General features: G+C 72.5%; 10 protein-coding genes. 7 read left to right on the top strand and 3 right to left on the bottom strand.

Annotated features, from left to right (window positions below; translation table 11 throughout):
* Window positions 1-55: 55 nt before the first annotated feature.
* The 3 genes from FFA01_RS13840 to FFA01_RS13830 all read right to left on the bottom strand — a co-directional run bounded on the left by FFA01_RS13840 (window position 56) and on the right by FFA01_RS13830 (window position 2818).
* The gene (locus FFA01_RS13840; RefSeq protein ID WP_146856778.1) at window positions 56-691 is read right to left on the bottom strand and encodes a hypothetical protein; all 636 of its coding nucleotides are present in this window, start codon (window positions 689-691) and stop codon (window positions 56-58) included.
* A 296-nt stretch (window positions 692-987) separates the two neighbouring features.
* Window positions 988-2037: a TerC family protein gene (locus FFA01_RS13835; protein WP_146856777.1), complete on the bottom strand. Its 1050-nt coding sequence runs from the start codon at window positions 2035-2037 to the stop codon at window positions 988-990.
* Window positions 2038-2332: 295 nt separating this feature from the next.
* The gene (locus tag FFA01_RS13830) at window positions 2333-2818 is read right to left on the bottom strand and encodes an SRPBCC family protein (RefSeq protein ID WP_167627393.1); all 486 of its coding nucleotides are present in this window, start codon (window positions 2816-2818) and stop codon (window positions 2333-2335) included.
* A 143-nt stretch (window positions 2819-2961) separates the two neighbouring features.
* Here FFA01_RS13830 and FFA01_RS13825 point away from each other — a divergent pair, with 143 nt between their 5' ends.
* From FFA01_RS13825 to FFA01_RS13795, 7 genes are all read left to right on the top strand, one after another.
* Window positions 2962-3777 (top strand): sugar phosphate isomerase/epimerase family protein, encoded by an 816-nt coding sequence (locus FFA01_RS13825; protein ID WP_146856775.1) that lies wholly within the window; start codon window positions 2962-2964, stop codon window positions 3775-3777.
* A complete protein-coding gene (locus tag FFA01_RS13820; RefSeq protein WP_146856774.1) occupies window positions 3774-4904 on the top strand; it encodes a Gfo/Idh/MocA family protein in 1131 nt (376 codons plus the stop codon). Before FFA01_RS13825 ends, FFA01_RS13820 begins: the two co-directional genes overlap by 4 nt.
* Window positions 4905-5094: 190 nt before the next feature.
* A complete protein-coding gene (locus tag FFA01_RS13815) occupies window positions 5095-6435 on the top strand; it encodes an MFS transporter (protein ID WP_146856773.1) in 1341 nt (446 codons plus the stop codon).
* Window positions 6436-6559: 124 nt separating this feature from the next.
* Window positions 6560-7144 carry a DnaJ family domain-containing protein gene (locus FFA01_RS13810; protein WP_244289864.1) on the top strand — a complete coding sequence of 195 codons (585 nt, stop codon included), beginning with the start codon at window positions 6560-6562 and terminating at the stop codon, window positions 7142-7144.
* A gap of 845 nt (window positions 7145-7989) precedes the next feature.
* The gene (locus FFA01_RS16435; RefSeq protein WP_146856771.1) at window positions 7990-9228 is read left to right on the top strand and encodes a C40 family peptidase; all 1239 of its coding nucleotides are present in this window, start codon (window positions 7990-7992) and stop codon (window positions 9226-9228) included.
* 257 nt (window positions 9229-9485) lie between these two features.
* Complete coding sequence (locus tag FFA01_RS13800; protein WP_146856770.1) at window positions 9486-11081, top strand: FAD-dependent oxidoreductase; 1596 nt, start codon at window positions 9486-9488, stop codon at window positions 11079-11081.
* A gap of 143 nt (window positions 11082-11224) precedes the next feature.
* A complete protein-coding gene (locus FFA01_RS13795) occupies window positions 11225-11896 on the top strand; it encodes a GntR family transcriptional regulator (protein WP_146856769.1) in 672 nt (223 codons plus the stop codon).
* Window positions 11897-12183: the final 287 nt, after the last annotated feature.

The following is a 12183-nucleotide window of genomic DNA, read 5'->3' as shown; positions in this document are numbered from 1 at the left end:
GGTGCAGTGCGCGGAACGCGGTGCGGTGCGGCCCGGCAGGCGCCCGGAGCCGGCGCTAGCCGAGCGGCACGTACGGCAGCGACTGACCGGTCTCGGTGCACTCCGTCATCTCGCGCTCGTTGCCCTCGAGCGTGACGACGGTCTCGACGCGCGGCACCCACGAGTCGGGGGCGAAGTCGTCGGCCTGCAGCGCGGCCAGCGGCGCCAGCGACTTCGGGAACGTCCCCGTCACCGTGTCGCCGGAGACCACGGGTTCGCCCGGCGCCTCGACGAGCTGGGCCTGGTCGTCGACGGCGCCGTAGCCCCTCAGCTCACCGTCGATGTAGGAGACCTGCATCTGGACGCTCGGCTTCGAGGACTCCTCGCTGCCGAAGTCCGTCAGGATCACCGTGAAGGTGATCTGGTTCAGCGCCGGGTCGACCTCCTGACCGGTCCAGGTCACCTCGTACGCGTCGGCCGTCTCGGTCAGCTCGGCGCCGCCGGTGGCGGGCGAGACGAAGTCGCAGGAGACCTGGCCGGGTTCGGGAGCGGCCGTCGTCTCGGCCGCCGGCGCCTCGGCCTCGTCGGAGGTCGAGCCGCCGCCCGTGCAGCCGGTGAGCCCGAGGGCCAGCAGGCCGACCGCTCCCAGACCGAGGGCCTGTCGCCCGGCCGACCGTGCGCGGAATCCCTGGGTGCCCGTGCTGAAGATCATCTGTCGTCGCCCCTCGCGATGGCGTGCCGTCGACCATCGACGACACGTGCGTCCGAACCTAGCAGCGCGGTCGGCCCCCGCGACCGACCTGTCCACCCGACCGCTCCGCATCACACCAGGAGATGTGCGCAGCACCACGCTGAGACCTGGCGCTGTGCCCACCGTCTGGCGCTGTGCGTACCGCCGGCGCCGCGCCCACCGCTCGCCCCGCGCCGTGCCCACCGCCCGCGCCATGCCCACCGCCCCGCCGCCGTGCCGGCACCCGCGCCTCCTCGACGTCCCGGTTCGCAGCGGGGTCAGTGGCGACCCGCGCCCTTGTCGTTCGCGTCGTCGGTGGCGCGCGTGACCGTCTCGCCCTCGATCGTCGTGCGGTCCTTCTTCTCCTTGTCGCCGCGGGTCTTCAGCAGGCTCGCGACGGTCGCGACGGTGATCGTCGCGCCGATGAAGAGCAGCGACAGCCAGATCGGGATCTCGGGCACCCAGAGCAGCGGCTCGCCGCCGTTGATGAAGGGCACCTCGTTGACGTGCAGGGCGTGGAAGACGAGCTTCACGCCGATGAAGGCGAGGATGACGGCCAGACCCTGCGACAGGTAGACGAGGCGCTCGAGCAGCCCGCCGATCAGGAAGTACAGCTGACGCAGACCCATCAGCGCGAACGCGTTGGCGGTGAAGACGATGTAGGCCTCGTTGGTCAGACCGTAGATCGCGGGGATCGAGTCGAGCGCGAACACCAGGTCGACGAAGCCGATCGCGATGACGCAGAGCAGCAGCGGGGTGACGAAGCGCTTGCCCTTCACCTTGACGGTGAACTTGTCGCCGTTGAAGTCGTCGTGAACGGGCAGGACGCGTCGTGCGATCCGCACGAACATGTTGTCGGCCGCGTTGCCGCCGTGGTCGCCCTTGAGCTGCTGGTAGGCGAGCACGAACAGCAGCGCACCGAAGATGTAGAAGACCCACGAGAAGTTCTCGATCAGCGCGGCACCCGCGGCGATGAAGCCGGCGCGCATGATGAGCGCGATCACGATGCCGATCATCAGCACCTTCTGCTGGTACATGCGCGGGATCGCGAACCCGGTCATGATCAGCAGGAACACGAACAGGTTGTCGATCGACAGCGCCTTCTCGGTGAGGTAGCCGGCGAAGTACTCGCCGCCGAAGCCCCAGCCGCTCGTGAACCCGATGCCGACGCCGAACAGCAGCGCAAGGCCGATGTAGAACGCCGACCAGCGCGCGGACTCGCCGATCGTGGGCTCATGCGGCTTCCGCACGTGCGTGAAGAACTCGTAGACGAAGAAGGCGATCGTCACCGCGATGGTGATGAGCCAGGTGGTCAGCGTGATGTTCACGAGGTGCTCCGGTTTTCGGGCTGGGGCTGCGAGGCGTGATCGGGCGACTCTCCCGCTGATCGGCACGGGGGCACGGGCGCGGAGGGCCGGGGGGATGGCTCCCGATCCGAATGTACGTGAGGGTCTGCTGGGGGCGTGCCGCCAAGCAGCCGCGATAGCGCTGTGAAGCTACAGTGTGTGCATCATTCGCCGAGGAGGCGCGGTGCCGGCACCCGACGAGCCCCCACGTCAGCCTCGGGCACCGACCCGGCGGGCTCGCGTTCAGCGCCATGCGTCCGCCCGACGGGCCCCCACGTCAGCCTCGTGCGGCGACCCGGTCGAGCTCGGCGCCGATGCCGGCCAGGACCCGCGTCATGTAGGGACCCCAGGCGAACCGGACGATGCCGCGCACGACGAGACCGGCGCCGCGCTTGGCCCGGAACGTGTAGCGCCAGCGGATCCGCGTGCCGAGGCGATCGGGCATGTACCGCCACTCCGCCGTGCCCCCGGACACCAGGCGCCGCAGCGGCCCGCGGAAGTCGGTCAGCTCGTAGACGAAGAGCGAGGGGCGATCGACCCGGGTGAGCGTCTCGCGCACGGCGCCGCCGCCCGACAGCTCGAGACGCCGCGTCTGCCCGACGGCGTCCCAGTCGCCGGTCTGCCCGTGCACGTTGAGCACCGCGGGCAACGGGCCCCAGGCCGGGTAGAAGCCGACGGGTGTGAGGGGGGTGCCGACGGCCCAGGCGAGGTCGAGCGGAGCGGTGGTCACGACCTCGCGGGTCGCGCTGGCGGTGGTGGTCATGGCGGGGAGTTCGGAGTCGAGCGCCCGGATGATGGGTGCCGACGAACGAACACCTTTTGCATGTGCGTCGACAGAAGTAGTTGAATGGTGAATGGCGTTCGCTTCGGCCGCCCCCCGACCACCCGGAACGAAGGAGTATCCCCATGAGCAGCTCACCATCCGTCCAGCTCTACAGCGTCCGCGATGCGATCGCCGAGGACCTGTCGGGCAGCGTCGCCCGCCTCGCCGAGATCGGCTTCACCAAGGTCGAGCCCTACGGCTTCGCCGAGCGCCCGACCGAGATCGCCGCCGCTCTGACCGCGGCCGGCGTCACCGCGCCGAGCGGCCACAGCGCCGTGATCGACGCCGACGACTCGCAGCGCATCTTCGACGCCGCGAAGGAGGTCGGCCTCGACACGGTCATCGACCCGTTCATCCCCAGCGACCGCTGGCAGACCGCCGACGACGTCAAGGCCATCGCCGAGCGCGTCAACGTCCTCGCCGAGCAGGCGGCCGGCCACGGCCTCCGCTTCGGGTACCACAACCACCAGTGGGAGTTCACGAACAAGGTCGACGGCCGCCCCGTCTACGACCTCTTCGTCGAGCTGCTCTCGCCCGAGGTCGTGCTCGAGCTCGACACCTTCTGGGCGACCGTCGGCGGCGCCGACACCCCCGCCGTGCTGCGTTCGCTCGGCGACCGCGTCCAGTTCCTGCACATCAAGGACGGCAAGGTCAGCGGCGACATCGCCACCGCCCTGCCCAGCAGCGAGAGCGCGCTGATCGTGCCCGAGGCGCTCGCCGCCGCGTTCGAGAACCAGACCCCGGCCGGCCAGGGCGACGTCGACGTGAAGGCGATCCTCGCCGCCGCGCCGCACGCGCTCCGCGTCGTCGAGTTCGACGCCTACTCGGGCGACGTCTTCCAGGGCATCGCCGCCTCGTACGCCTGGCTCGCCGAGAACGACACCGAGGCGACCGCGTGAGCGCGGCCGGCACGGGCGCGTCCGCCCGCACGGGTCGCGTCGGCGTCGGCGTCATCGGCGCCGGCGTCATCAGCGGCACCTACCTCGAGAACATGACGCGGTTCGCCGACCTCGAGGTGCTCTTCGTCGCCGACATCGACCTCGACCGTGCGCGCACGCAGGCCGAGGCCTACGGCGTTCCCGGTCACGGCACGGTCGACGAGCTGCTCGCGATGGACGAGATCGAGATCGTCGTCAACCTGACGATCCCGGCCGTGCACGCCGAGGTCGGCCGGCAGATCATCGCCGCCGGCAAGAACGTCTGGAGCGAGAAGCCGCTGGCCCTCGACCACCGGTCGGGCGTCGACCTGCTCGCCGCCGCCGACGCGGCCGGCGTCCGCGTCGCCTGCGCTCCGGACACCGTGCTCGGCGCCGGGATCCAGACGGCCATGCGCGCCATCGCCCGCGGCGACATCGGCGAGCCGCTCACGGCCACGACGATGTTCCACGTGCCGGGCCCCGAGTCGTGGCACCCGAACCCCGACTTCCTCTTCGCGCGCGGCGCCGGACCCCTGTTCGACATGGGCCCGTACTACGTCAGCACGCTGGTGCACGCGTTCGGCTCGGCCAGCCGGGTCAGCGCCGTGTCGTCGAGATCATTCGACACGCGCACCATCGGCAGCGGGCCCCGCGAGGGCCAGACGTTCCCGGTCGAGGTGCCTACGCACCACGCCGCGCTGATCCAGTTCGAGGGCGGGCAGTCGGCGCAGTCGACCTTCTCGTTCCAGAACGCGCTGCCCCGCATGGGCTTCGTCGAGATCAGCGGCACCGAGGGCACCCTCGTGCTGCCCGACCCGAACATGTTCGAGGGCGACTCGACCCTGTACCGCTTCGGTCAGGACGAGCCCACCACCCTCGCGGCGGCGGGCTCGACCTACGGCCGCGGCTCGGGCGTGCTCGATCTGGCGCGGGCGATCCGCGGCGGCGACGCCGAGCGCGCCAGCGGCGCGGTCGCGGCGCACGTGCTCGACGTGCTGCTGGCGATCTCCGAGTCGGCCGAATCCGGCAGCGCCGTCGACGTGGAGTCGAGCGTCGCCCAGCCGGTGCCGCTCGACGAGGGCTGGAACCCGGCCGCCGCGACGCTGTAGCCGGCTGCGGGGTGCGGGGCGACCCGTGCCTCCTCGGCTCCCCCTCGTCAGGAACCCCGTCTCCGACGAGGGACCCCGTTCTCACGTGGTCCTTCGTCGGAGACGGGGTTCTTCGCACCCGCCGACCGATCCGTAGTGTACGTTCGTACATAACGACCCGACCCGAGCACCGCCCCAGCCGGAAGACCACATGAGCACGACGACGTCTCGACCCCCTGTTTCCCGCGAGGACGGCAGAGCCCGCCTCGCGGTCTCGCTGCTGTTCCTCACGAACGGTGCACTGTTCGCGAACCTGCTTCCGCGCTATCCGGCCATCAAGGCGGGACTCGACCTGTCGAACGCCGAGTTCGGGCTGGCCGTCGCAGCGTTCCCGCTCGGGGCGATCATGGCCGGGCTGGCGGCCGCCGTGCTGATCAGGCGGTTCCGGTCGTCGCGGGTGGCCGTGGCGGGCACGCTCGTCACCAGCGTGGGTGTGCTCGCGGCGGGCGTCGCCCCGTCGTGGGGCCTGCTCGCGGCCGCGCTGTTCGTGGGCGGCGCGATGGACGCGATCACCGACGTCGCCCAGAACTCGCACGGCCTGCGGGTGCAGCGGCGCTACGGGCGGTCGATCCTCAACTCGTTCCACGCCGCATGGAGCATCGGCGCCGTCATCGGCGGCCTGATGGGCGCGGCCGCGGCCGGTCTCGGCCTGCCGCCGGCGCTGCACCTGACGATCTCCGCCGTGCTGTTCTGCATCGTCGCGCTGCTCGCCTACCGCTGGATGATCTCCGGGCCGGAGCCGACCGACGAGCTGGAGGAGGCGCAGGCCGGCGAGACCGCGTCGGTCGCCTCGGTCGCCGGGCGCTCGGCGCTGCGGTTCGGCACCGTCGCCGTGCTCGTCGCGCTCGTGCTGATCGCCAGCTCGGCCGCCATCGTCGAGGACGCCGGCAACACCTGGGCCGCCGTCTACCTGTCGGGCTCGCTGGGCGCGAGCGTGACGATCGCGGCGCTCGGCTTCGTGTCGCTCGCCGTGATGCAGCTGATCGGGCGACTGATCGGCGACGGCCTGGTCGACCGCTTCGGTCAGAAGGCCGTGGCGCGGGTCGGCGGCGTGCTCGTGGCCGTGGGCATGGGGCTCGCGCTGGCGTTCCCGTCGATCCCCGGCACGATCGTCGGCTTCGGCGCGGCCGGGTTCGGCGTCGCGACGCTGATTCCCGGGGCGATGCACGCGGCCGATCAGCTGCCGGGCTTCCGGCGCGGCATGGGGCTCACGCTGCTGAGCTGGCTGATGCGGCTCGGGTTCCTGTTCTCGCCGCCGATCGTCGGCCTCATCGCCGACGCGACGACGCTCCGCTGGGGGCTGCTGATCATGCCGGTCGTCGGCGTGATCGTGCTGCTGCTGTCGGGCGTGCTCGCCGGGCGGGTGCGCGGCGGGGGCGGTGCCGGTGACGGGGGTGCTGGTGGTGCTGGTGCTGGGGCTGGGGCTGGTGTCGACGGTGGTGCCGGTGCGGGGGCGGCCCGTCCCGAGAGCGGTGTCGGAGGCGCGGCGTAGCCTCTCGGGCATGGAACGTCGGTCGGGCCCCGCGGAGCCGGGTGCGAGTGGCGCCTCGGGGGCGCGGGCGCGTGCTGGCGCGCGTGCCGGGCGAACGGCGGGTGTCGAAGCCTCAGGAGGCGCGGTGGCTGCCGGCCAGGCCGCCCACGACCCGAGGGTGAACGCGGCCCGGTACCGAGCCGAGGGTGCGTTGCCCGCGGCGGACGCCCCGCGCGACAACCGGACGGCCGTCGAGATGCGCGCCTGGGCCCGGACCGCGATCGACCAGGCGATCGCGCGAGGCGACTTCGACGATCTGCCGTTGGCGGGCAAGCCGCTGCCCGGTCTGGCGGGCGACACGGTCGATCCCGACTGGTGGATCCGCGGCCTGATCGAGCGGGAGGGTCTCACGGGGCTGGCGCCGCCGGCGCTGGCGTTGCGGACCGAGCACACGACGTTCGAGCAGACCCTCGACGCCCTCTTCTCGGAGGCGGCGGTGCGGGCGCACGTCGACGACTTCAACGCGCGGATCATCGAGGCGCGGCGGCAGCTCCGTGGCGGGCCGCCCGTGGTGACGCCGACGCGCGACGTCGACGACGAGGTCCTCCGCTGGCATCGGCGGCGTGCAGAGCGTCGGGCTAGAGAGGCCGCGGCGGTGCCGCCGCCCCCGCCGACCTGGCGCGAGCGCCGTGCCCTCCGCCGCGAGCTCCGTCGCCGCCGCCGCCGCTGACGCCGTGGCCGCCGGTCGCTGACACCCCCGCCCGCTGATGCCCTCGTCCGCTGACACCCTCGCCCGCTGATGCCCTCGTCCGCTGATGCCCTCGCCCGCCCATCCACTCGTCGCTGACGCCCCCATCCGCCCGTCCGCCCGCCACAGTCCGTCCCTCCGCCCGCCACAGTCCGCGCGTCCGCCCGTCGCTGACGCCCTCGTCCGCCCGCCCGCCGGTTCGCATCCGGCCCGCGTCGAAGGTGTAGCTGCCGCGCCTATTACGCATGGATGCGTAATAGGCGTCGAGCGATGGCGTGGTGCCCTCTCCCTCGTGAGGCCCGCATCGAGTGGTCAGAAGATGTTCTTCGTCAGCGCACGAAGAGCATGTTCCGACCAGTCGATCCCCGGGCGGGCCCGGGCGTGACGCGGGGCCCGCGTGGAGGGTGTGGCTACGGTGCCTCCTACGCATGGATGCGTAATAGGTGACGAGCGATGGCGTGGCGCGGGGCCCGCGTGGAGGTGGCGGGCGTGCGGGCGAGGCCCGCGTCGAGGGCGCGGCTGGTGCGCCTCCTACGCATGGATGCGTAATAGGTGACGAGCGATGGCGTGGCCCTCTCGCTCGTGAGGCCCGCATCGAGTGGTCGGAAGATGCTCGTCGCGAGTGGACGAAGAGCATCTTCCGACCAGTCGATCGCCGACGCGAGCCTGGACGCGCGACGTGCTGGTCGGGGGAGGGGTGAGCGGCGTCACCCGCGCGGGGTGAGTCGGCATGAAACGCGGGTCGGGGCGCTCGGTGGTGTCGCGCCTCCTCGGGCCCGGCGATAGGGTCGAGTGTTCCCTTCCCGCTCGACGTGAGGACCATCTGCGTGCTGAACCCGACCACCCCGACCGGCGCGACGCCGGATGGCGTGGGTGGACGGCACCGCGGAGGCCCGATCGAGGCCCGCCGCGCGGATGACGCACTCGAGACGTCGAGCGCGACGGAGCTCACGGCCACAGCGTCGGCGGTGATCGTCCCGGACGACTCGAGCCGCTCGGGCTGGACCCGACGCTCACGCGGACGACGTCGCGTCGAAGACGAGATGATGCCGCAGCGCAGCCGCTCGTCGTTCGTCCAGTCGGAGGCGCTCGTCGCCGCCTGCGAGGCCGCCGCCCCCCGCCGAGGCCGTCGCGCCGCCGACGTGCCCTTCGACCAGCCGACGCCCACCCCGGCACCGGCCGCCGCGTCCGCACCGGCCGCCGCCTCCGCGCTGACGCCCGCCGCCGCAGCACCGGCCGCCGCCGAGCCTGAACCCGCCGGGCGCCGCGTCGCTCGTGCCGGCTCAGCCGCGACGCGCCTCCCCGCTGACCCGCCCGCCATGCGCCGCGTCGCTCGCGGCGACCGAGTCGCCACGCGCCTCCCCTCCACCTCGAGCGCCCCGCGCCACCCCGTCCGCCGTGCCGGCGCGGTCGTCAAGAAGCTCTCGCTCGTGGCCGCCCTGATCGGGTTCGCCGCGAGCGGCACCCTGCCGCTGCTGGCCACCTCCGACGATAGCGCGCAGGCGACCGCGAGCGGTCCGGGGTCGACGACCAGCGCCTCCGGGCAGGCCTTCTCGGTCGACCCAAGCGTCGTCGCGAGCGACATCAGCCGGGACGACTACTCGGCCACCTCCATGCTCGACGTCCAGACCCAGCTGCTGCTCAACCGCACGGCCGCCGTCACCACGACCTACGACGGCCCGACCACGGCCGACTACCTCGCCGCACCGCTCCACGACGAGCTCGACCGCTCCGAGGTGTTCACCACGGCGCTGCAGTACGTGGGCACCCCCTACGTGCACGGCGGTGAAGATCCCTCGAAGTTCGACTGCTCGGGGCTCATCACGTTCGTCTACGCGCAGTTCGGCATCTCGCTGACGCACTACGTCCCCGCGCAGGACGCCGCCGGCACCCGGATCGCCGAGGCCGACGCCGTGCCGGGCGACCTCGTCGTCTTCGACAACCTCGCTCACGACGGCATCTACGCGGGCAACGGCATGATCCTCGACGCCCCGAAGCCCGGCGGATTCGTCAGCGTCCGCCCGATCTGGGACCAGCCGCACCACTTCGTCCGCATCGCCGGCTGACCGGCGCCGCGCCTCCCGGGGGTGCCTCCTCCTCCGCCCCGCCTCCGCCCCGCTTCCCCGCGTGAGCCCCGCAGCCCGCGCGGTCCGATTGTGCCGGGGCGGGTTCGCGTCATCCGTGGCTGGTCAGCGCTGACCCGCCGCCGGTGACACCGACCCGCCGCCCGACCGCTTTTCGCCCGCCGCCCGACCGGCCGCAGCACCCCGCACGACGCAATTAGTGTATACACTAATCCCACACGTCTCACCGAGGAGCCACGATGTCGATCGACCCACCCCTGCCCGCGTCCGTCGACGTCGTCGTGATCGGCGGTGGCAACGCCGGCTTCACGGCCGCCCATGCCGCGTCCGTCCGCGGCCGCAGCGTCCTGCTGCTCGAACGGGGCGACGAGGCCGAGTCGGGCGGCAACAGCTACTACACGGCCGGGGCGACGCGCATCGCCCACGACGGTCTCGATGACCTGCGCGACATCGTCGAGCCCGACGAGCGGCACGCCGTCACCGAGGTGCCGCCCTACTCCGCCGACGAGTACGCAGCCGACCTGCGCAAGGTCACCTCGGGCCGCAACGATCCTGCGATGACCGACGTGCTCGTGCGCGAGTCGCGCGACGTCCTCGCCTGGCTGCACGACCTGGGCCTGCGCTACCGGCTGATGTACGAACGCCAGGCCTACCAGCGCGACGGCGGCGGCTACCTCTTCTGGGGCGGCCTGCACGTGGGCAACGTCGACGGCGGCAAGGGCCTCATCGCCGACCACCGCGCGGTCGCGGCCCGGCTCGGCTACCCCGTCGCCTACGGCGTCCGTGTCACCGACTTCGTCACCGAGCCCGAGCAGCACGGGACGGAGCAGGGAACGGAAGGAGGCGCGGCGCACGTCCGCGACGCATCCCCCGTCCCCGACGCATCTCACGCCCCCGACGCAGCCCGCGACGCGACCCCGCTCGCGGTGACCGGCGTGGTCTGCGTGGACGCGACCGGCGTCGAGCACCGGATCCGCGCCTCCTCGGTGATCGTCGCCTCGGGCGGGTTCGAATCGAGCCCCGAGCTGCGCGAACGGCACCTCGGCCCGGGCTGGGGTTCGGCGAAGGTGCGTGGCACGCCGCTGAACACCGGCGAGCTGATCGAGGCGGGGCTGCGGCTCGGCGCTGCGCGGGGAGGCGACTGGTCGACCGCGCACAGCGTCCAGTGGGACGCCTTCCACCCCGACAACGAGGGCAACCGCGAGCTGACCAACCGCTTCACCCGGCAGAGCTACCCGCTGGGCATCATCGTCAACCGCGACGGGCGCCGCTTCGTCGATGAGGGCGAGGACTTCCGCAACTACACGTACGCGAAGTTCGGCGGCCGCATCCTCGAGCAGCCGGGGAGCATCGCCTACCAGGTCTTCGACGCGACGCTCCGGCCGATGCTCCGCACCGAGGAGTACGACATGCCCGGCATCAGCGTCGTCACCGCCGACACGATCGAGGAGCTCGCGGCCCAGCTCGACGTCGACGCCCCCGGGTTCGTGCGGACCGTGCGGGAGTACAACGACTCGATCGACCGCTCGATCCCGTGGGACCCGACGGTCAAGGACGGTCGTGCGGCCGCGGTCGAGCCTCCGAAGAGCAACTGGGCGACACCGCTCGAGACCGGTCCGTTCTTCGCCTACCCCGTCACCTGCGGCATCACGTTCACGTTCGGCGGTCTCGCCGGCGACGTCGACGGGCGCGTGCTGCGCGACGATGGCAGCGCCGTGCCCGGCCTCTTCGCGGTGGGCGAGGCGCTCGGCGGCCTCTTCTCGGGCAACTACCCCGGCGGCTCGGGCCTCGCGGCCGGTGCGGTCTTCGGGCGTCGGGCCGGCTCCGCGGCGTAGGAGGCGCAGTGCGGGTCCCGGGGAGGCGCGGGGCCCGAGGAGGCGCAGGTCGATTCCCCAGGGAGGCCCCGCGGCTCGCGACGTCCTAAGATCGGCAGCGCCGTCGGCGGGCCTCGCCCCCGCCCGATCAACCGGAGGTGCAGGTGACCGAGAGCCCCTCCGCGACCCGTCACGACGGCGACTCGATCCACGACGAGCTGCGGGCGCAGATCCTCTCGGGTGCGATCCCGCCCGGCGCCGCCCTGCGCGAGGTCGTGCTCGCCGAGCGGTTCGGCGTCTCGCGCACCCCCGTGCGGGCCGCACTCGGCCGGTTGGAGCACGAACGGCTGCTCGACCGCGGTGCCCGCGGGCTGTTCGTCAAGCGGATCGACGCCCGCGAGGTCGTGCAGGTCTACGACGTCCGCATCATGCTCGAAGGCGAGGTCTCCGCCCAGGCCGCGACCTCGCGCGGCGACGGCGACCTCGAACGACTCGAGCGGCTGCTCGCCCGCGACCGCGCCCTTGTCGACCCGTCCGACCGCGAACGGATGACCACGAACCTCGAGTTCCACGCCGCGATCTGGGACGCCGCGCACAACCCCGTGCTGCTCGACCTGCTCGAGCGCCTGTCGGTGCACCTGATCCACGCGCCGAGCTCGACGCTCTCGGTGGGTGATCGGTGGGGTGAGGCGCTCGACGAGCACGGCCAGCTGGTCGCCGCGATCCGCGACCGCGACGTCGTCCGCGCAGATGCGATCGCCCGGCGGCACATGCACCGCGCCCGTGAGATCCGGCTGGAGCTGCTCCGCTCCGAGGTCGACGCCGAGCTCGCCTGACCGCCCCGCGGTGCCGCGGGGCGCACCGCACCGCACCGCACCTCGTTTCGACGGCTGCACCGCGTCTAGTCGGGGTGCGGTGCACGTTTCGCGGTGCAGTGCCGATTCGGTGGGGCGTGCGCGCCTCCGGGTGATGGTGCTGGCGCGCAGCGTCCCCCTGGGCCCCGTGGCCCATCGCACCGCGTTTCGACGGCCGCACCGCGTCTAGTCGGGGTGCGGAGCACGTTTCGCGGTGCGGCAGGGTTCAGGGCGGGCCCCGTGGCGCCCCGCACCGCGTTTCGACGAGC

The organism is Frigoribacterium faeni (assembly GCF_007988805.1).
GTDB classification, from domain to species: Bacteria; Actinomycetota; Actinomycetes; order Actinomycetales; family Microbacteriaceae; genus Frigoribacterium; species Frigoribacterium faeni.
The sequence above is the reverse complement of the archived record's forward strand: the minus strand, read 5'-3'. Positions and strand labels throughout refer to the sequence as shown.

Excerpts from the sequence above, each read along its gene's own strand:
- FFA01_RS13830 (WP_167627393.1), bottom strand. The coding sequence starts at position 2,818 with ATGACCACCACCGCCAGCGCGACCCGCGAGGTCGTGACCACCGCTCCG.
- FFA01_RS13840 (WP_146856778.1), bottom strand. The coding sequence starts at position 691 with ATGATCTTCAGCACGGGCACCCAGGGATTCCGCGCACGGTCGGCCGGG.
- FFA01_RS13825 (WP_146856775.1), top strand. The coding sequence starts at position 2,962 with ATGAGCAGCTCACCATCCGTCCAGCTCTACAGCGTCCGCGATGCGATC.
- FFA01_RS13800 (WP_146856770.1), top strand. The coding sequence starts at position 9,486 with ATGTCGATCGACCCACCCCTGCCCGCGTCCGTCGACGTCGTCGTGATC.
- FFA01_RS13815 (WP_146856773.1), top strand. The coding sequence starts at position 5,095 with ATGAGCACGACGACGTCTCGACCCCCTGTTTCCCGCGAGGACGGCAGA.